29 protein-coding genes and 1 pseudogene are annotated in these 22888 nt (G+C 35.0%); 12 read left to right on the top strand and 18 right to left on the bottom strand.

The genetic code is table 11. The annotated features are described in order from the left end of the window. Positions 1–161 precede the first annotated feature (161 nt). From ACQKNR_RS14560 to ACQKNR_RS14550, 3 genes and pseudogenes are all read right to left on the bottom strand, one after another. Positions 162–2270: an LTA synthase family protein gene (locus ACQKNR_RS14560; RefSeq protein ID WP_427318517.1), complete on the bottom strand. Its 2109-nt coding sequence runs from the start codon at positions 2268–2270 to the stop codon at positions 162–164. A gap of 427 nt (positions 2271–2697) precedes the next feature. Continuing rightward, positions 2698–2901: pseudogene (locus tag ACQKNR_RS14555) on the bottom strand (hypothetical protein). A gap of 11 nt (positions 2902–2912) precedes the next feature. Next, the gene (locus ACQKNR_RS14550; RefSeq protein ID WP_427318516.1) at positions 2913–3209 is read right to left on the bottom strand and encodes a DUF3986 family protein; all 297 of its coding nucleotides are present in this window, start codon (positions 3207–3209) and stop codon (positions 2913–2915) included. 120 nt (positions 3210–3329) lie between these two features. On the opposite strand from ACQKNR_RS14550, the gene ACQKNR_RS14545 reads away from it, so the two are divergent. From ACQKNR_RS14545 to ACQKNR_RS14535, 3 genes are read left to right on the top strand one after another with little or no spacing between them, the layout of a single operon-like run. Beyond that, positions 3330–4337 (top strand): ABC transporter substrate-binding protein, encoded by a 1008-nt coding sequence (locus ACQKNR_RS14545; protein ID WP_427318515.1) that lies wholly within the window; start codon positions 3330–3332, stop codon positions 4335–4337. Between the two features lie 11 nt (positions 4338–4348). Further along, a complete protein-coding gene (locus ACQKNR_RS14540; protein WP_427318514.1) occupies positions 4349–5113 on the top strand; it encodes an ABC transporter ATP-binding protein in 765 nt (254 codons plus the stop codon). Next, entirely contained in the window at positions 5106–5912 is an 807-nt protein-coding gene (locus ACQKNR_RS14535; RefSeq protein WP_427318513.1) for an ABC transporter permease, read from the top strand. Before ACQKNR_RS14540 ends, ACQKNR_RS14535 begins: the two co-directional genes overlap by 8 nt. Positions 5913–5946: 34 nt before the next feature. On the opposite strand, the gene ACQKNR_RS14530 is transcribed toward ACQKNR_RS14535, so the two are convergent. Together ACQKNR_RS14530 and ACQKNR_RS14525 are read right to left on the bottom strand one after the other, a co-directional pair. After that, entirely contained in the window at positions 5947–6174 is a 228-nt protein-coding gene (locus ACQKNR_RS14530; RefSeq protein ID WP_193410736.1) for a hypothetical protein, read from the bottom strand. A 226-nt stretch (positions 6175–6400) separates the two neighbouring features. Continuing rightward, positions 6401–7519 (bottom strand): recombinase family protein, encoded by a 1119-nt coding sequence (locus ACQKNR_RS14525; protein WP_427318512.1) that lies wholly within the window; start codon positions 7517–7519, stop codon positions 6401–6403. A gap of 94 nt (positions 7520–7613) precedes the next feature. On the opposite strand from ACQKNR_RS14525, the gene ACQKNR_RS14520 reads away from it, so the two are divergent. Next, entirely contained in the window at positions 7614–8276 is a 663-nt protein-coding gene (locus tag ACQKNR_RS14520) for an HAD family hydrolase (RefSeq protein WP_427318511.1), read from the top strand. A 106-nt stretch (positions 8277–8382) separates the two neighbouring features. Here the strand turns inward: ACQKNR_RS14520 and ACQKNR_RS14515 are convergent, their stop codons facing one another. The 4 genes from ACQKNR_RS14515 to ACQKNR_RS14500 all read right to left on the bottom strand — a co-directional run bounded on the left by ACQKNR_RS14515 (position 8383) and on the right by ACQKNR_RS14500 (position 10821). After that, complete coding sequence (locus tag ACQKNR_RS14515; RefSeq protein ID WP_427318510.1) at positions 8383–9033, bottom strand: class D sortase; 651 nt, start codon at positions 9031–9033, stop codon at positions 8383–8385. 57 nt (positions 9034–9090) lie between these two features. After that, positions 9091–9702 (bottom strand): excalibur calcium-binding domain-containing protein, encoded by a 612-nt coding sequence (locus tag ACQKNR_RS14510; protein WP_427318509.1) that lies wholly within the window; start codon positions 9700–9702, stop codon positions 9091–9093. Positions 9703–9939: 237 nt separating this feature from the next. Then, a complete protein-coding gene (gene mutTA / locus ACQKNR_RS14505; protein ID WP_427318508.1) occupies positions 9940–10419 on the bottom strand; it encodes an antimutator 8-oxo-(dGTP/GTP)ase in 480 nt (159 codons plus the stop codon). A gap of 84 nt (positions 10420–10503) precedes the next feature. After that, positions 10504–10821, bottom strand: a complete 318-nt coding sequence (locus ACQKNR_RS14500) for a hydrolase (protein WP_427318507.1) — start codon at positions 10819–10821, stop codon at positions 10504–10506. An 83-nt stretch (positions 10822–10904) separates the two neighbouring features. Between ACQKNR_RS14500 and ytzI the strand changes: the two genes are divergently transcribed. From ytzI to ACQKNR_RS14485, 3 genes are read left to right on the top strand one after another with little or no spacing between them, the layout of a single operon-like run. Then, a complete protein-coding gene (ytzI, locus tag ACQKNR_RS14495) occupies positions 10905–11054 on the top strand; it encodes a YtzI protein (protein WP_427318506.1) in 150 nt (49 codons plus the stop codon). Position 11055: 1 nt separating this feature from the next. Then, a complete protein-coding gene (locus ACQKNR_RS14490; protein ID WP_427318505.1) occupies positions 11056–11286 on the top strand; it encodes a DUF3953 domain-containing protein in 231 nt (76 codons plus the stop codon). 14 nt (positions 11287–11300) lie between these two features. Beyond that, on the top strand, positions 11301–11531 hold the full coding sequence (locus tag ACQKNR_RS14485) for a DUF3953 domain-containing protein (protein WP_427318504.1): 231 nt from the start codon (positions 11301–11303) through the stop codon (positions 11529–11531). Between the two features lie 404 nt (positions 11532–11935). On the opposite strand, the gene ACQKNR_RS14480 is transcribed toward ACQKNR_RS14485, so the two are convergent. Together ACQKNR_RS14480 and luxS are read right to left on the bottom strand one after the other, a co-directional pair. Continuing rightward, positions 11936–12172, bottom strand: a complete 237-nt coding sequence (locus ACQKNR_RS14480; protein WP_427318503.1) for a hypothetical protein — start codon at positions 12170–12172, stop codon at positions 11936–11938. Positions 12173–12330: 158 nt separating this feature from the next. Beyond that, positions 12331–12804, bottom strand: a complete 474-nt coding sequence (gene luxS / locus ACQKNR_RS14475) for an S-ribosylhomocysteine lyase LuxS (protein WP_193648300.1) — start codon at positions 12802–12804, stop codon at positions 12331–12333. A 128-nt stretch (positions 12805–12932) separates the two neighbouring features. Here luxS and yidD point away from each other — a divergent pair, with 128 nt between their 5' ends. Then, on the top strand, positions 12933–13169 hold the full coding sequence (gene yidD / locus ACQKNR_RS14470) for a membrane protein insertion efficiency factor YidD (protein WP_144505783.1): 237 nt from the start codon (positions 12933–12935) through the stop codon (positions 13167–13169). Here the strand turns inward: yidD and ACQKNR_RS14465 are convergent. Then, entirely contained in the window at positions 13166–13729 is a 564-nt protein-coding gene (locus ACQKNR_RS14465; protein ID WP_427318502.1) for a beta-class carbonic anhydrase, read from the bottom strand. The two genes, yidD and ACQKNR_RS14465, sit on opposite strands and share 4 nt — an antisense overlap. Positions 13730–13953: 224 nt before the next feature. On the opposite strand from ACQKNR_RS14465, the gene cydA reads away from it, so the two are divergent. After that, positions 13954–15303, top strand: a complete 1350-nt coding sequence (cydA, locus tag ACQKNR_RS14460) for a cytochrome ubiquinol oxidase subunit I (RefSeq protein WP_427318501.1) — start codon at positions 13954–13956, stop codon at positions 15301–15303. After that, entirely contained in the window at positions 15293–16321 is a 1029-nt protein-coding gene (gene cydB, locus ACQKNR_RS14455; protein WP_427318500.1) for a cytochrome d ubiquinol oxidase subunit II, read from the top strand. Before cydA ends, cydB begins: the two co-directional genes overlap by 11 nt. Before the next feature lie 167 nt (positions 16322–16488). Here the strand turns inward: cydB and ACQKNR_RS14450 are convergent, their stop codons facing one another. Continuing rightward, positions 16489–16722 (bottom strand): spore germination protein, encoded by a 234-nt coding sequence (locus ACQKNR_RS14450; RefSeq protein WP_427318499.1) that lies wholly within the window; start codon positions 16720–16722, stop codon positions 16489–16491. An 836-nt stretch (positions 16723–17558) separates the two neighbouring features. Here ACQKNR_RS14450 and ACQKNR_RS14445 point away from each other — a divergent pair. Both ACQKNR_RS14445 and ACQKNR_RS14440 read left to right on the top strand, forming a co-directional pair. After that, positions 17559–18593, top strand: coding sequence for a YdcF family protein (locus tag ACQKNR_RS14445; protein WP_427318498.1), 1035 nt, complete (start codon positions 17559–17561; stop codon positions 18591–18593). A 187-nt stretch (positions 18594–18780) separates the two neighbouring features. Then, complete coding sequence (locus ACQKNR_RS14440) at positions 18781–19653, top strand: YitT family protein (RefSeq protein WP_427318497.1); 873 nt, start codon at positions 18781–18783, stop codon at positions 19651–19653. A 164-nt stretch (positions 19654–19817) separates the two neighbouring features. Here the strand turns inward: ACQKNR_RS14440 and ACQKNR_RS14435 are convergent, their stop codons facing one another. The 5 genes from ACQKNR_RS14435 to ACQKNR_RS14415 all read right to left on the bottom strand — a co-directional run bounded on the left by ACQKNR_RS14435 (position 19818) and on the right by ACQKNR_RS14415 (position 22794). Then, entirely contained in the window at positions 19818–20036 is a 219-nt protein-coding gene (locus ACQKNR_RS14435) for a hypothetical protein (RefSeq protein WP_427318496.1), read from the bottom strand. A 96-nt stretch (positions 20037–20132) separates the two neighbouring features. After that, complete coding sequence (locus ACQKNR_RS14430) at positions 20133–20951, bottom strand: DUF4247 domain-containing protein (protein WP_427318495.1); 819 nt, start codon at positions 20949–20951, stop codon at positions 20133–20135. A 13-nt stretch (positions 20952–20964) separates the two neighbouring features. Then, positions 20965–21471, bottom strand: coding sequence for a DUF4178 domain-containing protein (locus ACQKNR_RS14425; RefSeq protein WP_149149966.1), 507 nt, complete (start codon positions 21469–21471; stop codon positions 20965–20967). A 21-nt stretch (positions 21472–21492) separates the two neighbouring features. Next, on the bottom strand, positions 21493–21897 hold the full coding sequence (locus tag ACQKNR_RS14420) for a DUF350 domain-containing protein (RefSeq protein ID WP_427318494.1): 405 nt from the start codon (positions 21895–21897) through the stop codon (positions 21493–21495). Positions 21898–22128: 231 nt separating this feature from the next. Continuing rightward, positions 22129–22794 carry a PspA/IM30 family protein gene (locus tag ACQKNR_RS14415; protein ID WP_427318493.1) on the bottom strand — a complete coding sequence of 222 codons (666 nt, stop codon included), beginning with the start codon at positions 22792–22794 and terminating at the stop codon, positions 22129–22131. Positions 22795–22888: the final 94 nt, after the last annotated feature.

Genomic DNA, 22888 nt, shown 5'->3' with positions numbered 1-22888 from the left:
TAAAAATTCACACATTTCTCACAAATAAACAAATAAAACGATTACATTTTCATCTATACTAAATGTACAGGTAATACTCCCTAAACCCAGCTTGTCTGGTTACCCCGTTAAGTACTATAAAAAAAGAACTTGTATTGTTATACAAGTTCTTTTTGTTTCCTCTATTTAAAGAGTATATCTTTACTATACTGCTTTCCAGCAAGTAAATCATATTGAATCAGTTTATATTGTTCTAACATTTCTTTTTGTTTCTTTGTTAAATCTTTAATCTCTTCGCCATTTTTATCAACCTTCAATTCATCTCTAAGCACTGGGATTTCTTTATACAGTGCTGATAAAAATTGATAAAATGGTGATTTATTTAACCCTGCATAATCAAACACAAGATTCGAGAAATAAATTGGGCTTGCTAAACCTAAATTGTCATTTGGCAAATCAAAATTTGCGTACATTAACAATGGTGTTTCTGCCATAGATAATCTTTCACTTAAAGTTTCTTCGTTCTCTATATATCCAGCCTCTTTATAAATAGCCTTATTCGTCCCTAGAACAGGTAAGTGATCTCCAAAAAAGACTAATAAAGTAGGTCTTTCTAACTCATTAAGCTGATCTATTAAATATTTTAGAGCTTCATCGGAACGTCTTACACCTTCCGTATATATTTCTAATTCTGCCTTCGATTCGTCTGTGGCTAATCCATTAACTTCTATTTTATTTTCTTCAAATCGTCCTTGATTATACGGAAAATGATTTTGCATCGTTACCGCATGAATAAATGTAGGCTGTTTTCTCTTATTCAATTCATCTATTATTTCTTTACTCATAGACAAATCACTAACATTGTCTCCAGCTAATTCTTTATGCTTCATCGTATCTTCTGCATTAAAGTTATCAAATCCAAATACATTATATACATCGTCTCGTTTGTAAAACGATCGATCAAAAGCATGAATTGCACTCGTATAGTATCCTTGTTTTTTCAATTCACTTGCAACAGATGGAATTTCTTTCTGACCTGTGACAGCTTGTTGATACGGTATAGAACCAGGCATTAAGAAACTCATTGAATAACCTGTTAGTGCTTCAAATTCTGTATTCGCTGTATTCCCCCCAAATGTAGGAGCTATTGTTTGTCCCCCTGGAAAATTCTCCATATAATGATGTAAATTCGGCGCTGGATCTTCGCTAAATGAAAGATTCGTTAATTTTGTTGGATCCCAAAAAGCCTCGCTCATCAGAAAAATAATATTCGGTTTCTCGGCTTTTTTTTGTTCACTCACATTACCGCCATATTGTTTCTTTATATCCTCCGCAACTTGAAGCATATTTTCCTTTGAGTATTTTTCTGGTTCCTCAATAACTGTCGTATCTAAGTTACTTAAAAATCCTAAAACCAAGCCATTTTGACCATAGTTCATATTTTGATTCCATAAAGGGAAGTATACCCCTCCCTTTGCAAATAACTTATTCACAAATGTATTAGGGTAATTACTAAACGCATATACCATAAACATAGATGTACATATTAAAACAATCCTTATACCGGTATGGATTTTTATAGATTTAATATGCTTTCGAATAGTAAAAACTACAACTACAAATACAACTATACTAATGATTCCTATTAATATATTTTTTAAACTAAAATACTCCATAACCATCGGTATAACTGACTGCATATGCCCTATTTGTGTAAAATCAGATGGATATAGCGGCTCTCCTCTGAACATACTCTTGAAGTAATTAACAATCCCTAAAATAATGAAAGAACAACTAGTTAACATTACACTTAGTAAAATTTTCCCAAATAAATTATAAACTAAAATATACACCATATAAATGAATACCAGGCTGAGTAGGTACTGTGTGTACTGCGAATAAATCCAATTATTCACAAGTAAAAAATCCATATTCTGTTGTATGAATATATAGATCCAAGTTATTAAATGAGCTATTGCAAACAATAAAATATGAATTCTTATGGCTGGTCTAAGTCTATTGATTATCCCTTTATTCAAATAAACAATAAAAAATAGTATGCTCCATAAAATTATAGTAACTATACTTAACGTGATTCCTTCATTAAAAAATAGCTTCGTCTTCTCCAATTCGAAATAGCCTAACGTAATAAAAAACAACGTTTCTAAAAAAACGGTCCATATTCCGCTAATAATGAAAGAAAGTAATGGGCTCTTTCTTGCTTGCTGAACAGAAAAATTAAACTGGAATTCATTTCTTCTTTGTTTCTGAACTACAAAATCAAAACTCAACTTATTCCCTCTTTTCTCTTCTTGTTTTCTTCTCTCTGTTTCACCCCGCATCAGTACAAACATTATACTTTCAATCTTTATATCTATTTTGATTATATATATATAACCTTAAATACCCCTTAAAAAATAACACTTTTTTGTACTTTTTACAACCAAACAGATTCTAAAAAGCGCAAGAATGCTGTATATACAAACTATATTACGAAAGGATTCCACTTCAAAAAATCGTTAGAATTCACCATTTCTTCGGAAACTATAGTCTATTTATTATACAAATTAAAATACGAAGAAGAACCTGATCAAACTTGCAGGCCCTTCTTCGCATTTTGATTTCTATTTCTTATTACTTACAAACGAAGAGGAAAATCATGACATCTTTAAGAAAGTGTTGAAACATCTACTATAAAAGAGAAACTATCTACATTTTCTATATGATGCATACGAGTACTATACATACAAAATCAAAAGAATCTAATCTCGGCCCCTTTTTTATCGCCATATCCAACCACATATGAACCCACTCTATTTCCTTTTATTTGTAGATATTTCCCTTTACAAACCGGTAAGTGAGCACTTGCATGATGAAAACTCCAGTTACGCAGATTACTAATAAGATGAGAAATCCGATCACGAAATTCCTCCCTATTTTTGTAGCATTTTTCCTACTATATGATTTCTCAAAATCCACTCCTCAAACTGAGCACTTCCAAATTCCCAGCTTAAATCACGAGCATGTACAGAAAAAACATAATAACCTGCATATTCATCCATAAACATCCCTGTCTCTACATCACCTTTCTGAATACCATATGCTCCAAAATTAAAATACACGTCCCATACGTCTTCATGCTTCCTCTTATAAGCAATCGATTCCATATCACATTCCGTTCCGAAATAATCAAGATGTAAATGTACGCTATCATCGTATTCGTACTCCATTTTATCACCCCTTATATTTGTACTTCTTTATCACCCAAAAAATTCCTGCTATCTATACTCACATATGGGCACTTACCTACATATCATGCTTGTAGAGTGACTTCTAGGAGGTGTCATATAGTGAAAAAATTAATAGCTGTTTTTTGCATCATGTTACTAACTGTTTTCACTTTTGCTGCTTGTAGTAGCAAAAAAGAAGGTACAAAAGAACAAACTCAAAACATTCGCGTCGGTGAAGTTACCCATTCTCTCTTCTATGCCCCATTATATGTTGGGATTGAAAAAGGATTTTTTAAAGATGAAGGATTAAATATTGACTTACAAACAACAGCTGGTGGAGATAAAACGATGACTACTCTTTTATCTGGCGGCATTGATATTGCTCTCGTCGGTTCCGAAACATCCATTTACGTTCATCAACAAGGAGCAAAAGATCCTGTCATTAACTTTGCACAGCTTACACAAACAGATGGAACATTTTTAGTTTCCCGTAAAAAATTAGACTCTTTTAATTGGAATGACGTAAAAGGTGTTACGTTTTTAGGACAGCGTAAAGGCGGCATGCCGCAAATGGTTGGCGAATATGTTTTAAAGAAAAATGGCATTGATCCCCACAAAGATACGAACTTAATTCAAAATATCGAATTTGCTAATATTGCAAATGCCTTCGCATCTGGTACAGGAGAATTTGTGCAGCTCTTTGAACCGACTGCAAGTATATTCGAAAAAGAAGGAAAAGGTTATATCGTCGCTTCGTTCGGAAATGAATCTGGTACTGTTCCTTATACAACGTTCATGGCAAAAGAAAGTTTCTTAAAGAAAGATAAAACTGCTGCTGAAAAATTCACACGTGCGCTCTATAAAGCACAGCAATGGGTCGATACACATAGTCCAGAAGAGATCGCTGATACAGTTTCCCCGCTATTTAAAGACACTTCAAAAGACATTACAGTAAAAGTAATTGAACGTTACAAAAAACAACATTCTTATGCGACAAATCCACTGTTGGATGCTGAAGAATGGAAACAGCTCCAAACCATTATGAAAGAAGCTGGTGAATTACAAAAAGAAGTCCCACATGAAACGCTCGTCAATACAAAAATTGCCGAAAGCGTTATTAAGAAATAGAGGCGAAGTGTATGAGTTTTTTACAAATACGTAACGTTTCTCACTGTTTTTTTGCAAAAGACAATGCCAAACTGATTCTCGAAGATATGAGTTTACAAGTGGAAGAAGGAGAATTTATTTCTATACTCGGTCCAAGTGGTTGCGGGAAAACAACGCTTCTTTCGATTATCGCTGGGCTACTTGATCCAATTGAAGGCATCGTATTTTTAGATGGTGAACCGATTACAACGAAAACTTCATCTATGGGATATATGCTACAGCAAGATTACTTGTTCCCTTGGAAAACAATTAAAGAAAATATTATGCTTGGGCTTCACATTCGCAAGATTTATGATGAACAGACGAAAGAGCATACTTTAAAGCTTTTAAAACAAGTTGGTTTACCTGATGTAGAACAGCAATATCCTCGTGAATTATCCGGCGGTATGCGGCAACGTGCTGCCCTCGTTCGAACATTAGCGACCGATCCAAAAATTTTATTACTAGATGAACCATTTTCCGCTCTCGATTATCAAACGAAATTAAAGCTAGAAGAACTCGTCTTCAACCTATTACGTAACTATAAAAAAACATCACTACTTGTAACACATGATATCGAAGAAGCAATTGCGATGAGTGATCGTATTTATTTATTGCAAGCGAATCCCGGAAAAATCGCAAAAACATTTATCGTCCCAGAAAGTATCCGTTCTTTATCACCGTTAGAAGCACGCCACCACTATGACTTCCCAGCTCTATTCCAAGACATATGGAAGGAGTTGGAGCGCCTTGGATAATATAAAACAGTTACATGAACAGTTTCGAAAGAAAGAACGTCAACGTGCATGGATTGCTCGCTCCTTACAGCTTTTACTGCTCATTCTTTTCTTTGCTTTATGGGAAATAGCTAGCAAAAAAGAGTGGATTGATCCTTTACTCTTTAGCTCCCCTTCAAGCATTTGGGATCTCTTCCTTAGTAAATGGAGTGACGGTTCGCTTTGGGTCCACATATGGACGACATTGCTGGAAACAGGAGCAGGTTTCATTCTCGGAACAGTACTCGGCGCTATTATCGCCACTTTCCTTTGGTGGATACCACTTCTAGCTCGCGTACTTGATCCATATCTCGTCGTCCTAAACGCAATGCCAAAAGTGGCACTTGGCCCTATTATCATTGTAATTTTCGGTCCAAATATTTCATCGTCTATTGCAATGGGCGTAATTATTTCCATCATCATTACCATTCTCGTCATTTACAGCGCATTTCAAGAAATCGATTCTAACTATATAAAAGTGATGGACACATTTGGCGCCAATAAATGGCAATGTTATAAGCAAGTGGTTCTCCCTGCATCCTTTCCTGCAATTATTTCGACGTTAAAAGTGAACGTTGGTTTATCGTGGGTCGGTGTTATCTTCGGCGAACTTCTCGTCTCTAAACAAGGACTTGGCTACTTAATTAGCTACGGATTCCAAGTCTTCAACTTTACACTCGTCTTACTGAGTGTACTACTCACATGTGTTCTCGCAACACTTATGTATGTGTTTGTCGAGGCATTTGAAAAACTTATAATTGGAAAGCGAAAAAGAAGCTAACTCAAACCGATACGCTAGAGTCAGCTTCTTTCTTTTACTTTTTATCGCACATCTTTGTTTCATTTGTAACGTTTCCATTCGCAACCGTAACTGTATGGAAACAGTCTTTCACACGTACTGTAACGACATTATCTTTTCGATCTATCACATGATAATCATTGAACTTTTTATTTAATGCACTACGAATTTGCTCCCCTTCAAAAATCGGAAAACCGTGAGACATTACCCAAATGAGACCAGCAACCGCAAGAATCGTTTTCATACGTTCCATTACCTCCTCGAGAGTAAACTTATAGTCCCTAAAATACGCGCATTATAATTGTGTCTATTTTGTGACATTTTTATACTAATTCTATTTTAAGGCTTCAGTTCCTTCTTCTTTTTTAATAAAAGACAGAATTTTCAATTTTATAAACATAAAAAAACGCAAAGAACTAAAATTCTTCACGTTTTTCCGTTGCTAAAATATATCGAACACATAACTCGCCTTAGTGTCCAATTTGTTGTTCTATCGTTTCCGAAACATCGTATAATCCTGATAACACTTCCGCGCGCATTTTTACAAGCTCAGGGAACTGATAGAAAAACGCAATTTTTTTATACTTTAACTCCGTTCCTTCTTTCACCTTTTTGGAATCTTGTAAAATAAACGCTGTAAACGTATCTGCAATATCTTCTGCTACATTTGTCGTTCCGTACTGTGATACAAACTCATCATGCTTTTCCTTAAAAAATTCAATTTGAGCTTCTTCACTTTCTTCCACTTTCTTTTCTGTCCAATCTTGCTCAATTTGTTTCCAGAAAGAGTTATGGAATTGATTCATATAAGAACTCTCCTTCGCACATCCTTCTTGTAAGAAAAGATTCTTACATTCATTTCGGTACGATGAAATATCTTTATCTTCTTCAAAAGCCTTCAAATACTTTTCATTTACTGGTATTTGTTTATGTCCGAGCGTCAATACGTGAGCCGTCTCATGAATTAATGTTTTCATCACTTCATCAATATTTACTGCAGAATCAAGTGTATCTAAGCTGAGTACCCACTCTTTTGGATTTTCTATGCTTGGCATAACATGAGCTACAATTCCATCATAACCGTCTGTTACCATATCGAACTCTTTTATATCACCGCGATACTTGGCTGGAATAAGAGTGCTGTACATTTCCCATAACGATTCATGGTACCCTCTATCTTGACGTTGTTTTAGTATCTCTTCTTTCGCTTCTTTATCTTCATCGAAAGCTTTATTCAATCGTTTCCGATCTAGTTTATCGAAATACGGATCTACGATTTCATCACCATCAATATAATAAGAAGCTAAAAAGAAATAATTTTCATCATCCTCTTTTTTCTTTTCTCCTTCTTTTATATTGTTACTTGTATGTTGTTCCGTTACATCCTCTTCTGGTTCTTCAAGTTCTGAAAGTCCATCTATCTTTTTATATACTTTTTGGAGTGTTTTATCTCCTATTTGTGTGCATTCCTCTGTCGTTTCACATACATTTTTTTTCTCTCTTTTCGAAGTTGGTTCCGCCAAATCACATCCGGCTACTAAGCCAATTGAAATTATAAAACACACTAACTTTCCATACAGTTCCTTCATATAACCCTCCATCGTTCCATTCTACAAAAATATAATAATCAATTTCTAACAAATATGCGATAATGAATTATAAAAACTGTAAGGAGGTTTTCCCATGATTCGGGCAGTCTTATTCGACTTAGATGGAACACTATTAGATCGGTGCCAATCTCTAGAGCAATTTATTCGTGATCAATATAATCGCTTCGCCTCTCATTTGATGAACGTAGAAAAATCCGAGTATTGCTCTCGTTTTCTTGAACTCGACAATAATGGTTACACGTGGAAAGATAAAGTATATGCCACTCTCCTTTGCGAATACAACATTACTACTTTAACAGTAGAGCAACTGCTGCATGACTACATTACAAATTTTCAACATCACTGCATTCCTTTCCAAAACATGCATGAATTACTTCAGCAACTAACTCAGCACAATATAAAAATTGGTATTATTACAAACGGCTTTACTGACTTTCAAACAAATAATCTTCGTGCCTTAAACATACATACGTATACAAATACAATTCTCATTTCAGAAGCAGAAAAAATTAAGAAACCACACCGAGAAATTTTCGAACGAGCTTTGCAAAAGCTAGGCGTAAAAGCTGAAGAATGTCTTTATGTTGGAGATCATCCGGAAAATGATGTACTTGGTTCTGAAAATGTAGGAATTCGCGGTGTTTGGAAGAAAGATTTGTTTTGGGGTGATTTTGAACATTCACGTGTGGTGGATGATTTGTTAGAGGTACTCTTGTTTTTGGAAGTAGAAGTTTAAAAATTTAGTTAAATAAAAAAGTTATCCAATATTAATCAGTTCGGATAACTTTTCACTTACATATTAGAATTTTTTAAAAAATATATACATTTCACTAAACTGCCTGTTACTTTAAAGTAGTTGAAATTAAATCCGCCTCAATAATATACCTATCCGGTGCATCGCCAATAAAATCAAAGGGATAACAAGTTGTTAATGTGAGTGTAGGTTTATCCTTCTCTACAATTACAGTTCTATCTTCAGCGTCTGTAATCCAATGACGCTGAATTTGATACGTATAAACTTTTTGATCATATTCTACAGTTAAATTATCATTTTCTTGCAACTGACCAAGCTCAGTGAATACCGTATCTCTATGCCCACTTAGAACAGTATGCCCATTTCCAGAAGGCGCAGTTGTAAGATCACTCACAAACATACCAACTCCCTTTTTGAGTACTTTGTCATCAGCTCCCCAATATACAGAATATTTCTGTTTAATTTTAGGGATTATTAAATATGCTATTTTTTCTCCAAATTGATGTTGTACTTGCGATGCAGGGGTTTGTACATGTGACACTTCTGTAGATAAATCTAATGTTTCCTCAGCATGTGGCACTTCATCCTTTTCCTGTTTCGATTCTTTATATTGTTTTACTTCTTCTTCTGTCAAAGACTTAGCAGAGTTCTTCGCACTATACCATTCTACAAAATAATAAGAACACATAGCTAATCCTATAACCACCAAACATAAACCAATCCACTGTTTGTTACTCATAACCACTCACCTCGAGTAAAAGCGACAGGATTTCTCCTGCCGCTTTAAAAACCTGTTTTATGCGTTTGTTTTTTTACGGCGAAACATTAGTACTGATCCCACTAAGACTAAACCTAAACTTGCTAACATCATTGTAACACCATTCGATGCTGTATTAGGAAGTTTTTCACCTTGTTTTTTAGTAGCTGTTACTACTTTCTTCGTTTCTTTTGTTACATTTTTTTTCGTAACATCTTGTTTCTTACCTTGTACTGTTGCGTCTTTCTTTGCTTCCTGCTTCACAGGGTCTTTTTTTACTTCTTGCTTTCCTTTTGCTTCTTCAGCTTTTTTCTTAGCATCTTGCTCTGCTTGTACTTTTGCTGCTTCTTCGGCCTTTTTCTTAGCTTCTTCTTCTTTAGTTACTTGTTCATTATCCTTTGTTGTAGCAGTAGTATCTACTGGCTTATACTTAAAATCTTCACAAGGAATTCCATCTTTATCGTTGTCTAAACGGTGCGGATCGTTACCGACACCATATCCATTTTGATCCCAAAATGCCTGTGCTTCTTTTTGACTTTTAAAATCCCCACAATTTTTTGTGTCATTTGTGCTCTTTGCTGCATATGCAGAAGAATTATAACCCGTAAATAATAGTACAAAAGCAAATAATGAAGCTAATAGTTTTTTCATAACTTTCTCCCCTTCAGAAATGGTATGTATTTACAATGAAATATTTTACAGATAATATTACAAAAATTCAACATATTTCAACAAAAATGTAATATTATTCATTGTTTTTATACCTTTATCTAAAAAAGATTGTTTTAATTTCGACAAAACATAATGTTCCATCCCATGCTCATACGGAAATAAATTGAGATATTAGTCTCATTACAATCTAATTAACAAAAAAAGAAACCGGCTACTTTACTTCGTAAAACAGCCGATTTCTTCTATATGTTTCATCGTACGCGCCAATACATCATCGCGCATAATAAAGCTAAATTTTCTATCCGTTTTAATGTTGGCAGGAATGTCTTTTAATAAAACAGACCCTTTCGTTTCTTCGTAATGCGTATGTTCTTCTACCGCACTAATTGTTGCAAAATAAATGTTTTTAATGATTATTTTGTCTTTTCCAGACACTTTATATTGTCCTAAGTAAGTTAAGTCAGAAACTATGCCGCCTGTTTCTTCATGAACTTCTCGAACCGCCGCTTCTTCCGGTGTTTCCCCTAGTTCTACTTTACCACCTGGAAATTCAAGACCGCGACGTAAATGATGCGTTAATAACCATTGATCCCCGTACCGGCATACAACCCAAACATGCTTTGGCTCAGGAGAAAATGGATAACGTTCAAACGATAATTGTACAGTGTTGTGGTAATAATCTTTAAATTTGTACATGCCATTACTCCCCTATTGATGGTTACAAGTTTTTCCTACCACAAATTGTAGCATATTCTCGCTTTTCTGCATAATATTATCCAATTATAATCCATTGATTATTCCCATTTGCGCGACTAATTCTTTCGTCTCATGATTTCCTAAATCGTAAATCATTTTATATGCTTTTTGTAGTTGTTCATCATATCGATCATTATTCGAATCATGGTGATACTCGACGAATGGAACGTGAGAGCGTACGAATGAGCCTAAATCCTCTGTATATGCTTGGTCAAAATACTCTCTCAATTCTGTAATCTCCTCGTCATTTGCATAAATCTCAAAATTATACGTATCCGCCGTCTTCACTTGTGAAATTTGACCATTTCCTATTGATATATAATATGTTTTTTTCTTCTCCATGTAACACCCTTCTTTCATCCTTTTAATTTCTATTGTTTTCATCAATTACAAAATTATGTAAAATAAAGAAAAGGAGGGATTTTATGTTCAAAATATTAATTATCGGTATTATAATCGTCCTAGTCATCCTAGTGCTCTCCGTCATGACGTTTAATAAAGGCTACGCATATAAACATTCCGTTGATAAACCAGAAGATAATCCTTATGCGAAAAATAATAAGGAGAATTCATAACATGTTTCGTATACTCCGCATCGTAATCGCACTCACTGTGATAATTATGTCGGCAATTGGGCTATATACAGGTCAAAATAACTTTCTACCTTTTTCACAATTTTTATTAGGAGCTCTAATGTTCCTCATTGCAATTGAGCAAATAAAGAAGAAGGATTCCGGAACCGGATTTATTTGTATTGCTGCTGGAGCTTTCTCTTGGATCGTTCTCATCATTACCTACATAAAATAGAGGGAGGGTCCTTTATGTTAAAAGGGTTTCGGATTACTTTTTCACTTATCGCTTTATCTATAGCAATTTATAGCTTTTTTACTGGTAATAGAGAAATCATGCCTTATATGTTCATCTTTTTAGGAGTTATGGCCGTCACCATTAGTATAGAAGAAGTATTAAAACAGCAAAAAGGAAGTAGTGCACTTGCTCTGTTGGCAGGAGCTGCTGCTTTATTTCTTGGAGTGACAGAAATATTCCGGTAAATACTTATCCATCATTTCCTCCCTTTACTCTATTTACCTCTACTATAAACTTTGACGTATACGTTAAAGTCAATACTCCGTTCGCACAAAAAACTCCTGTTTTTTTTAACAGGAGCTCTTAACTATCTATTCATATTCCAAATTCAATTAATAAATGGAAAGAATACCACCAAAACAAATAAGAGAACCAATAAGTATCGGTTCTCTTATAACTAATTGTTATCTTCCTCTACGGACGTTTTTAAAGCAGCTAGCTTATCCTTCCAAAAGTACAGCCAATTTTGCATATTAACTAATCGTTCTTTTTTAAGCATATAACGTCCTGCCTTTTGACTTTAAAGCCTAAAAGAATATGGAGTGTACAACTTATTGGAAAACATTGCGTTTAGATTGTTTCCTCTTAATTAATTACCGTAATTTCCAGAAAATTGTTTTACTACAGCTTTTACTTCCTCTAATTTTTCTGGTTTTAGTAGACTAATCATTTTAGGAATAAATTGCTCAATATCCTCTTTTGAGAACGTACCTTCATTTTGTTTCTTAAAGTTTTCTGTAAGTACTGCTTTTGCTTCATTCTGCTTATCTTCTTGAACTCTTTGTAAAATAAAATTTAAAAACATTTCTTGTCCTTGCTTGTCCATTCCTTTTACCTCCTAATGAAACTAAAAATAACACCATTTGGTTTCATTTTTATTATAACACCTAAAGGTGTTATGTCAAACGTTAGTTTCATTTCATTTAACAACAATAGCAATTTATCAATAAAAAAAACTGCCCTTTCACAGGCAGTTTTTTCTTCTTATCCAAATACTTTTTCAAGTTCGTCTTTATCTTGGCTTAACCAGAAGTTCATTAAGCGTTTTGCTCCTTCTAAGTCGTGAAGCTTCGCTTGGCCACATTGCGTTTCATTTGCAGCTGGAATTTCTATAATTTGAACCGCATCTTTTAATGTTAGTTCTAATAAATCAATAATTTCTCGAACTGTAGGTGTTCCGCTTACAACAAGATAGTATCCTGTTTGGCAGCCCATCGGTGAAATATCGATAATATCGAAATGTGGATAACGATCAATATATTTACGTAAATTAAATGCTAATAAATGTTCTAACGTATGAATAACATCTGGCTTCATTGCTTGTTTATTCGGTTGGCAAAAACGAATATCGAATTTATTTACAATACCGTCACTACCTACATTGTGAACTCCGCAATGTCTTACATAAGGTGCCTTTACAATCGTATGGTCTAATTCAAAGCTTTCTACTGATGGCATACAACATCTCTCCCGCTTTTAATTTAATTCCGTTATATCCAATATGATATAACGGAAATCCACATTAGTAAAGTATTATGTACGGTCGTGCTATAATACTTTAAGAATATGCTGAAAAGGAGACCATTATGAAACAGATTTTTATTGGGATTATACGCTTTTATCAAAAGTTCATTTCTCCGATGACACCACCAACGTGCCGTTTTTATCCGACTTGTTCTCATTACGGATTAGAAGCGTTTCAAAAACATGGTGCACTGAAAGGCTTTTGGCTGACTTGTAAGCGTATATTAAAATGTCACCCTTTCCATCCAGGAGGATTTGATCCTGTCCCAGATAAAAAGGATGACAATATACATTCTTAAGCTTCGTAACCATTCACAACTAAATCTAATTTTCCTGTGTCAGGATCTATAACAAGACCGTGAACAGGTACTTCTCCTGGAAGTAACGGATGGTTGCGAAGTATTGATACACTATGTTCTACACTTTCTTCTACACTAGAGAAACCGCGCAGGAATTTTTCTAAATCGATTCCAGAATAACGAAGTGTATCTAATTTCTCTTCTGTTACACCGCGCTCTTTCATCTTCTCAATTGTACTGCTTGCTTGAATTTTTGCCATACCACAATCGTGGTGACCAACTACACATACTTCATCAGCACCAAGTTCGTATACAGCAACTAAAATACTACGCATAATACTTCCGAATGGATGTGAAATAACAGCGCCCGCTACTTTAATAATTTTCACATCACCGTTACGCATATTCATTGCTTTCGGTAATAATTCAACAAGACGAGTATCCATACAAGAGATAATTACCATTTTTTTATTTGGAAATTTTCCTGTTTCATACTCTTCGTATTTCTTCTCTTCAACAAATTTTTCATTGTACTGCAAAATCTCTTCTAATGACTTCATAGTAAGGAACCCTCTTTTCTCTCATTTACACTACATAAATAGTGTATCAAAATATGAAAAACTCAAAAAGGATATTGTTTTATTATAAAATCAATATATTTTCAGATAACCGACATAATTCTTTCAAAATATACACACAGCTTTGTAACAAGTCTCACATACTTTACCCCTATTTTCACTATAAACTAACTGTAGATAATGTAAAAAAGGAGTGAATCTTTATTATGTCCGACGTTCTGTTACTGAGTCGTTTTCAATTTGCAATTACTGTTTTTTATCATTTTTTATTTGTACCTTTGACAATCGGACTTGTTATTTTAGTAGCGTGTATGGAGACTCAATACGCCCGCACATTGAATCCAACATACCGCAAAATGGCAAATTTCTGGGGTAAATTATTTACAATTAACTTCGTAATGGGGATTATAACCGGGATTACGATGGAGTTCCAATTCGGAACAAACTGGTCTGAGTACTCCAAATATATGGGAGATATTTTCGGATCACCTCTCGCAATCGAAGCACTCGTTGCCTTCTTCTTAGAATCTACTTTCATGGGAATATGGTTATTTGGTAAAGACAAAATTTCACCAAAATTCCGCGCTTTCTGTATGTGGATGGTGGCACTTGGAACAAATATTTCCGCACTTTGGATCATTACAGCTAACGGCTTTATGCAAAACCCTGTTGGGTACGTAGTACGCAATGGCCGTGCTGAATTAAATGATTTCTGGGCACTTATCACAAACCCATACGCTTGGAACATGTTTTTCCATACTGTTATTAGTTGTTATATCGTTGGTGCTTTATTCGTTATGGCAATTAGTGCCTATCATTTATTACGTAAAAATGATGTTGATTTCTTCAAAAAGTCATTTAAGTTTGGTTTAATGCTAGGCTTATTTGCCGCAACAATTACACCTTTTATGGGTCACCAATCTGGTGTATCAGCAGCTAAATATCAACCAGCAAAAGGTGCTGCGATGGAAGCTGTTTGGGAAACTGGAAAAGGACAAGGCTTCTCGATTGTTCAAATTCCTGATGTAAAAAACGAAAAGAACTTTGAATTCCTTACTATTCCGAAACTCGGAAGTTTCTTCTATACAAACTCATTTGATGGAGAAATTGTTGGTTTGAAAGATATTCCAAAAGATGAACGCCCAAATGTTAACCTCGTGTATTATAGCTTCCGCTTAATGGTTGCACTTGGTATGTTCTTTATGGCATTAACTTGGTATGGCTTCTATTTAAACCGAAAAGGAAAACTAGAAAACTCAAAACGTTATTTAAAATTAACTATGTGGTCTGTATTACTTCCATATATCGCGATTAATGCTGGTTGGATCGTTGCCGAAGCAGGTCGACAACCATGGACAGTATATAAATTGATGCGTACAGCTGAATCTGTATCACCAATATCTGTTCCACAAATTTGGTTCTCACTAATTAGTTTAGTATTGTTCTACACTTTACTTTTAATCGCAGACGTATACTTAATGCTGAAGTTCGCGAAAAAAGGACCAGCAGCATTAGAAGAACATGCTACTGAGGGAGGTGCAGCTCATGTCTCATGATATGCTTGCAATCATCTGGTTCGGTTTATGGGGCGTGATTTGGACAGTATACTTCATTCTTGATGGGTATGCACTTGGTAACGGAATGATTTTTCCTTTCGTCACGAAAGATCGACAAGAACGAAACCAATTACAAGAAGCAATTGGACCATTCTGGGGCGGTAATGAAGTATGGTTAATTACAGCTGGTGGCGCAACATTTGCTGCCTTCCCGGTCACATATGCAAATATGTTTAGCTATTTATATACACCACTATTTTTAGTATTACTTGCACTATTTGCCCGTGCCGCTGGACTTGAATTCATGCATAAAGATGATTCACCAATTTGGCAAAAAACTTGTAAATGGGCATTCGCAATCGGTAGCTTCTTAATCGCCTTCTTATTCGGTGTTACATTCGCTAACCTGTATTACGGGCTGCAAATCGGCAAAGACGGCTATGAAGGAACGTTACTTAGCTTACTAAACCATTACGGTATTTTAGGTGGTCTTTTCTTCACTGCTATATTCGTCGTATCTGGTGCCCTTTGGGTTATGATTAAAACGACTGGCGAAGTATCTGATCGCGCTTATAAAATCGCAAGACCGTTTTCAATGGCAGCTGCTATCATTTTAGCTATCTTCTATGTTGCAACTGCTAATCGTACAAACTTATTCCAAAACTTCACGGAATATCCGGTACTATTCATTCTTCCGGTACTGGCAATGTTAATGAGTGTACTCGCACTTATTATGGTATACAAACATAAAATCGGCCTTGCGTTCACATTCGTTTGCTTAACAATCGCAATGTTTATGACAACTGGCTTTGCAGGTATGTTCCCAAGAATGTTACCATCTCGCATTAACGATGCATACAGCACAACGTTATACAACGCAGCTGGTAGTCAATTAAACTTAAAAATTATGTTCTTCGTTGCAATGGTTATGGTACCAATTGTTATTGGATATCAACTTTGGAGCTACAGCATCTTTAAAAATAAAATTCATAAAGACTCTGCTAAAGGATATCACTAAGATGAAAAAAGACACTTCGTTTTTGAAGTGTCTTTTTTACGTATGATTTTCGATAAGATGTTATATTTCCAATCTAACAACTATGATACAGAAGAATCACTAACAGCTCTTAGCTACATTGTATCACACAACAAATACACCACTTCATGCAATTTTGCATGTGAAGATTATAACGTAGATTGAATTACTTGATCATACACATCGCTATCTCCTACATCCGCTGTACTAATACCATTAAATGTCCTCACATTAAATCCCGTATTCGATGACCCCGATCCATTATAAGCTTTCGTCTTTTCAATCGGATGCACGTTATATTTATCCCCTAGATTAACCGTTCCATTGCAGTTTTCAATAATAACACCTTCCACAACTGCTGGCATTTTGTCACCTACTTTCATTTCATTACTTTCATTTTATGAAAATCACCTAAAAAATAGCATGTGTAAATAAGAAAAAGCACTCATCTGAGCGCTTTTTCTCTAAGCATGAATGGCAAGTTTGGAGACAGTTGACTTCTTCAAAATTTTATTAGGGGTAATATTTTGAAAAAGAAAGCCTTTCATCTGTAGCTTATCACCACTGGAATATATAGTAAATTGATAATATTTATACGGAAGATTGCTAATGTTTAGTATAGATAGTTTCCACTATGTTAACAGTGAAAACGTATCTACACTAAACAACAAAAAGGTGCCTTCAAAGAAGACACCCTTTCACCTTTCATAAACAGACACTATAAAACAGAATTATTTATTGTTATACGATTGTTAGATACAAAAAGGTAGAGGGAAATGTTTGTAAAAAATTCTGCTTTATAAAGCCTGTCTACAACTTATCCCGCTATTTGCGGGCAGTAAGACCCCCACCTCAAAATTCGGCCGGAGCAAAGAATTTAGGTGGGAGATTAACTGCCCATAAACGCCCGATTGGTTCAACTAATAATCAGTGGGGGATGAACACCCCCACTGATTAAAGTTTCACTTTATATTTTAATCCTCTTCCTTTGAAAATAAATACAATATGCATAATTACATACTTAAAAGAAAAAGGCACTCTACAGAGTGCCCCTTCAACCATTTTACTTTTAATATATCGCTTTGAATACATTGTAACATATGTATCCATATATTTTATTGAGAAAATTCAAAATCCTTTTTTTTTCATTTTCAATTATAAAATCATGTAATATAAAAGGTATGTCAAATTCTTATACAAATTGAGGTGTACTATATTTATGTATTTCGGAATTATTCCTCTTATATTGTTTATTATTTTTCTTATCTCGTATTTAAAGGATCCACGAAAAATAATAAATGGCTTTTTATTTAATGCCTTTTTCTGCTTTTTCCTTCTTTTTTGTATTATCGCATCTTATGACTCAGGTAGTGATGCCCTACACTACATTATAAGTTTACCTATTTTAGCACTTATCCTTATGCTTCCCTTTGGTATTGTTGCTTTAATGTTTGGGTTATTTCTTAATGCTAGAATTTTAATGAAACGAGAAGGAAGACGTTTCACTAACTGTTTAACACTCATTGCTGCTTTAGGGATTTTATTCTTTATGTTACTTCCTATTATAAGTCCAGCAAGTTTGTTCTCATCACATTTCCAGCCTATTTTCGCTGGTATTTCTCTTATAAGCGTATATTTCTTTATACACTTATCTAACTTCTTAACCGCTTATTTTTTATACCAATTTAACAGACCGAGGCGTAATCAAGATTTCATCATCGTTCTTGGTAGCGGCTTAATTAATGATAAAGTACCACCTTTACTTGCAAGTCGTATTAATAAAGCTATCGACTTTTATTGGAAACAAGCAGCTGTTACTACACCGCCAATAATCATTTTCTCTGGTGGACAAGGTCCAGATGAAGGCCTTCCAGAAGCAGAAGCAATGCAAAAGTACGCTGTTGAAAAAGGAATTCCCCTTGAACATACAGTGCAAGAAAATCGATCTGTAAACACATATCAAAATATGTTGTTTTCTAAAGAAATTATGGATTCTTTAAAGCCAGAAGGGAAGTATAGAAGTATTTTTACAACGAATAATTTCCACCTTTTCCGCGCTGGCATATATGCAAGACAAGCTGGTCTTAATAGCCAAGGAATTGGATCAAAAACTGCATTTTATTACTGGCCTAACGCAATGATTCGTGAATATGTCGCAATCGTTGTGATGGGACGTAAACGTCATATGAAAGTTTGCGGAACGATTTTAGGGTTCGCTTTATTCGTGTCCGTACTTAGTTTTATATTTTCTTAATAACCTCCCATCCTTTGAAAGGATGGGATTTCTTATACTCATTTCAAAAATATTTTAAAAACGATATGGTGATAATATTCCCTGCATACATCCATTAAAGGAGAATTTTTTCAAATAAAATGTTAAAATGAAATTTAGATGTGAATGATGTAACAAATAAGAAATTAGTTTGAAACGAGGACATTACATGAAGAAAATTACCAAAAACAAGCCCAATAAGCTAAAAATCGCTTTAAAAGCTTTGATGATTATTATTGGGGCATTTATTACAGCGTACGGATTAGAAGCTGTCTTAATTCCAAATAACGTATCAGACGGTGGTGTGACGGGTTTAAGTATCGTTAGCTCCAGATTATTTGGATTACCATTAGGACTTTTAATCGCAGTTATTAACATTCCTTTCGTTTGGTTAGGATATAAGCAAATTGGTAAAAGCTTTGCAGTTTATTCCATTATCGGTATCGCTTCACTAGCAGTAGGTACCGTTCTCATGCACGGAGTACCAACAATTATTGAAGGCGATACACTTTTAGTTACTGTTGTTGGTGGTATTATTATCGGTTTTGGTATGGGACTAGCATTACGTAACGGTGGCGCATTAGATGGAATCGATATGCTAGCTGTATTACTTTCTCGTAAATTACCTTTTGGAACGAGTGACCTTATCTTATTCCTAAACATGTTCGTATTTATTTTCGTATCAACAGTGTTCGGTCTTCAAGGAGCAATCCTTTCGGCAATTGCTTACTTTATCGCTTCAAAAGTGATTCATATCGTTGAAGTAGGTTTAAGTGGATCAAAAACATTTAAAATTATTACGAAAGAGCCTGAATTAATGGTAGAAACCATTCGCGATCGTTTAGGCCGAAGCGCAACATACAATGAAGTTTATGGTGGTTATTCAAGAGAGAAATTTAAAGAAATTTCTTGTGTAATTAACCGTTTAGAAGAAAGTAAAATGAAAGAACTTATTCAGGAAATTGATCCAAATGCCTTTATTACAGTTTATGACGTAGCAGAAGTAAAAGGCGGTAATTTCAAGAAACATGATATTCATTAATAGTTATAACAAACGAGGCTGTTCCAAAAGAAAATTTGGAACAGCCTCGTTTTATTATTAGGTTGCTACCGTTGTCGGTATTTGTCGATAAATCGATATATTTTAAAAATCGCCGATATAATTTGAGTTGTGAACGATATATTCTAAAAATCGCTGATATATTTTCACTCCCCCCATCTTCCTCCACTCTTAATCCATTCTACGTATTTTTGAAAGGCGGTCACTTCATGTTGAAAACGAAGCGGAATATACAGAAATAGAGTACATGCATATACTATCCATAGAATACCTACTGCAAAGTGAAATTTCATCGTTGTACTAATAAGCAGATTTACAAATAAGGCGAGGAACATAATTGTACTAAACCTTTTATACATAGTCATACTAATCCCTCCTTATAAATTAATTGCACCAGTTATGAGGAATTAATTTCCATAATAAAAAGACCGAAAAGCAAATTCTGCTTCTCGGCCCCTACACTATCTTCTTTTCGTAATTTTCCCTGAACCACCAACCCTTGTTTTCGGGGGAGATGTATTCTTTGGCGGCGTTTTAATAGATGATTTTGGCTTCACATCTGATCCGCTTGAACCACCTGGATTTTTCGTGATTGTTCCTTTGCTTCCGGTAGAAGGTGGAGGCGTCGTATTACTTCCCTTTTCAGTAATACTTCCCTTATCACCTACTGATGATTTCGAATCTACATTATCTCCTCGCTTAATGATAGACCCTTTTCCTTCCTTCGTAATTGGAGGCGGAGTTTTCTTTTCTTCTTTCGTAGGTGGTCTTTCCGGAATAACCGGTTTATGATTTTGTCTGTCATTATATCCGCGATAATCGCCGTATGATGATTTCCTTGAACCGAATATATCGTTTAATATACTCCCCATAATATATCCTTGCAGGAATGACGGTTGGTAATTTTGACGGACAAATTCTTTATTACTTATTTCAATTAACGTATCAGATGGTTTCTCTTTATCCTTTTGCAGATTATAAATCTTATCAGAATAAACGAGGAACATTTGATTTTCGTCTTCTTTAGATGCTTGCTTCGGTTCTCTTTCATTAATGAGTTCCTTTGCTACCTCAGGAACAGACCGATTGGCGGCCCTATACACGTAAGATTCTTGTTTACCTTCCTTTGCGACAGATTCAAGTGGATAACGATCTTGAATCGACTTCGTCTGTCCACCTTGACAGCCTGATAAGGCATAACCAGCAATAACAAGTAATGTAACGATAGCAAGTATAGGGATCACGAACGATTTAATCATGGTAAACAATCGGTTTGACATGATTACGCCCCCCTTATGTTGCTCTTATAATTTGTACATCAGCAGGAATAATTGCTTCTCCCTCATACATCATTGTGCGACCATTTTGCCATTCAATACGTAATAATTTACGGTTATCTGATTGGAATTCCCATATGTACTGTTCCTCTGAGGCAGAGAATGGTGTTTTCCCCATCACAACAACACGTCCATTATATTGTTCTTCCATATGGTACTCGGTATCATCCATTTCAATTGTCGTCGGAATTTCATCAATTGAATCTAAACGACCATCAATCGGTGTATATAATTTGTAATACGTATTTTCACGGTCTTCAATTTTTAAATAACGAATATCTTTCCCGTCCTGCAATGTTAAAACAATTTCCTTACGCGAATGCATACTCGTTTTCCCTGTTAATTCATACATAACTAACGAAACTTCAATCATATCGCCAGGAGCTAACGTTAAAAGACTCTTTTCTGGTTTCGGTGGCTCTGGGCTTTTCATTATATTTTTGATTCGTTTAAATAAACTCATGATCTACCCCTCCTTTTCTCTTTATAAACAAGCACCTAAAATAAGTGCACCAACAATATGTAATGATCCAGCTAACATCGCATGCGCAACACTGCCTTCTTTCGTACCTTCTTCTAAATCAAGACCAGACACTTTCTTTAATACGAATTCAATAAACATTTCTACAACTAATAAAATAACGAAAGACACTGCCGATGCAAGAAGTGCTTGCCATAAATCATTCGCTTTCGTAATCGATTGGGATAAAATATAACCTTGCGCAAATAATTTCATAACGAAGCGAGTTGTTACAGCTGTATTCCCGTTTTTTATTTCTTTTAAATCATTGTATTTTGTAAAAATCGAATCAACCCACATAATTGCAAATAATAGTACTGCACTCGCTCCAGTCCATACAAGCATAGCTACTACATTCATCCATGTCATTGCAAAACCTCCTCTAAATATAAAGTGAAACTTTAATCAGTGGGGAGTTTTCCATCCCCTACTGATTATTAACCCACACCAATCGGGCATTTATGGGCAGTCGATCTCCCACCAACCTCTCTGCTTTCACAAAATATTGAGGTGGGAGTCTTACTGCCGGCAAATAGCGGGGTAATAGAAAACCGACATGAATTTGTTTAGACATGTCGGTTCATTTGTCTCTATTCTATATTATTTCTCATACTGCTTCATAATACGGGCTAATTCATCGTCAACAGCAGAATTTTTGTTTAAGCTTGCGAATTCATCATCTAATGACTTTTCTTTTTTGTAAACTTCACCGCTTGCTTCTGCCTCAGCCTCTAATTGAAGAGCTTTCTCTTCCATACGGCTTAAACCAGCTTTTGCTGAATTTGAATCGAATCCAGACATCGCCTGATTAATATTTTTTTGTGCTTTCGCTGCATTTACACGTGCTACAAGTGTTTCACGTTTATTTTTCAGCTCTGTTAATTGCTTACGCATTTCTTCTAACTTCGCACGAAGATTATCAGCAGCTGCTTTGTTTTGCTCATAGCTTGCTTTATATTCATTCATCTTTTGCTCTGCACTTTGTTTTTCTTCTAATGCACGGCGCGCAAGATCTAAATTATTCGCTTGAACAGCCATATGAGCTTGCTCTTCACGCTTTTTCACAAGTGCTTCTTGCTCTTCAAATAATAATTTAAACTTCTTCTCAAGTGCGATTTGAGCTGCTACACTTTTCTCAGCTTCTTGTACATCAGCTTGCATATCGCGTAAATATTGATCCGTCATCTTAACTGGATCTTCCGCTTTTTCAATTAATGAATACACATTTGACATTGTTAAATCTCGTAATCGTTTAAATACAGACATCCAAATTCCTCCTATGATATACCTCATATTTCAAATTCACTACTTGGAAAACCTAAAAATCTCCCCTTACAGTAAAGAATATTCATTTTTACAG

This window comes from Bacillus sp. NPDC094077, from assembly GCF_050279465.1.
Lineage (GTDB): Bacteria > Bacillota > Bacilli > Bacillales > Bacillaceae_G > Bacillus_A.
Note: the sequence above shows the minus strand (reverse complement) of the source record. Positions and strands in the feature narration are given on the sequence as shown.

Excerpts from the sequence above, each read along its gene's own strand:
- ACQKNR_RS14550 (WP_427318516.1), bottom strand. The coding sequence starts at position 3,209 with ATGGAGTACGAATACGATGATAGCGTACATTTACATCTTGATTATTTC.
- ACQKNR_RS14540 (WP_427318514.1), top strand. The coding sequence starts at position 4,349 with ATGAGTTTTTTACAAATACGTAACGTTTCTCACTGTTTTTTTGCAAAA.
- ACQKNR_RS14530 (WP_193410736.1), bottom strand. The coding sequence starts at position 6,174 with ATGAAAACGATTCTTGCGGTTGCTGGTCTCATTTGGGTAATGTCTCAC.
- ACQKNR_RS14525 (WP_427318512.1), bottom strand. The coding sequence starts at position 7,519 with ATGAAGGAACTGTATGGAAAGTTAGTGTGTTTTATAATTTCAATTGGC.
- ACQKNR_RS14520 (WP_427318511.1), top strand. The coding sequence starts at position 7,614 with ATGATTCGGGCAGTCTTATTCGACTTAGATGGAACACTATTAGATCGG.
- ACQKNR_RS14515 (WP_427318510.1), bottom strand. The coding sequence starts at position 9,033 with ATGAGTAACAAACAGTGGATTGGTTTATGTTTGGTGGTTATAGGATTA.
- ACQKNR_RS14510 (WP_427318509.1), bottom strand. The coding sequence starts at position 9,702 with ATGAAAAAACTATTAGCTTCATTATTTGCTTTTGTACTATTATTTACG.
- mutTA (WP_427318508.1), bottom strand. The coding sequence starts at position 10,419 with ATGTACAAATTTAAAGATTATTACCACAACACTGTACAATTATCGTTT.
- ACQKNR_RS14500 (WP_427318507.1), bottom strand. The coding sequence starts at position 10,821 with ATGGAGAAGAAAAAAACATATTATATATCAATAGGAAATGGTCAAATT.
- ytzI (WP_427318506.1), top strand. The coding sequence starts at position 10,905 with ATGTTCAAAATATTAATTATCGGTATTATAATCGTCCTAGTCATCCTA.
- ACQKNR_RS14490 (WP_427318505.1), top strand. The coding sequence starts at position 11,056 with ATGTTTCGTATACTCCGCATCGTAATCGCACTCACTGTGATAATTATG.
- ACQKNR_RS14485 (WP_427318504.1), top strand. The coding sequence starts at position 11,301 with ATGTTAAAAGGGTTTCGGATTACTTTTTCACTTATCGCTTTATCTATA.
- ACQKNR_RS14480 (WP_427318503.1), bottom strand. The coding sequence starts at position 12,172 with ATGGACAAGCAAGGACAAGAAATGTTTTTAAATTTTATTTTACAAAGA.
- luxS (WP_193648300.1), bottom strand. The coding sequence starts at position 12,804 with ATGCCATCAGTAGAAAGCTTTGAATTAGACCATACGATTGTAAAGGCA.
- yidD (WP_144505783.1), top strand. The coding sequence starts at position 12,933 with ATGAAACAGATTTTTATTGGGATTATACGCTTTTATCAAAAGTTCATT.
- ACQKNR_RS14465 (WP_427318502.1), bottom strand. The coding sequence starts at position 13,729 with ATGAAGTCATTAGAAGAGATTTTGCAGTACAATGAAAAATTTGTTGAA.
- cydA (WP_427318501.1), top strand. The coding sequence starts at position 13,954 with ATGTCCGACGTTCTGTTACTGAGTCGTTTTCAATTTGCAATTACTGTT.
- cydB (WP_427318500.1), top strand. The coding sequence starts at position 15,293 with ATGTCTCATGATATGCTTGCAATCATCTGGTTCGGTTTATGGGGCGTG.
- ACQKNR_RS14450 (WP_427318499.1), bottom strand. The coding sequence starts at position 16,722 with ATGAAAGTAGGTGACAAAATGCCAGCAGTTGTGGAAGGTGTTATTATT.
- ACQKNR_RS14445 (WP_427318498.1), top strand. The coding sequence starts at position 17,559 with ATGTATTTCGGAATTATTCCTCTTATATTGTTTATTATTTTTCTTATC.
- ACQKNR_RS14440 (WP_427318497.1), top strand. The coding sequence starts at position 18,781 with ATGAAGAAAATTACCAAAAACAAGCCCAATAAGCTAAAAATCGCTTTA.
- ACQKNR_RS14435 (WP_427318496.1), bottom strand. The coding sequence starts at position 20,036 with ATGACTATGTATAAAAGGTTTAGTACAATTATGTTCCTCGCCTTATTT.
- ACQKNR_RS14430 (WP_427318495.1), bottom strand. The coding sequence starts at position 20,951 with ATGTCAAACCGATTGTTTACCATGATTAAATCGTTCGTGATCCCTATA.
- ACQKNR_RS14425 (WP_149149966.1), bottom strand. The coding sequence starts at position 21,471 with ATGAGTTTATTTAAACGAATCAAAAATATAATGAAAAGCCCAGAGCCA.
- ACQKNR_RS14420 (WP_427318494.1), bottom strand. The coding sequence starts at position 21,897 with ATGACATGGATGAATGTAGTAGCTATGCTTGTATGGACTGGAGCGAGT.
- ACQKNR_RS14415 (WP_427318493.1), bottom strand. The coding sequence starts at position 22,794 with ATGTCTGTATTTAAACGATTACGAGATTTAACAATGTCAAATGTGTAT.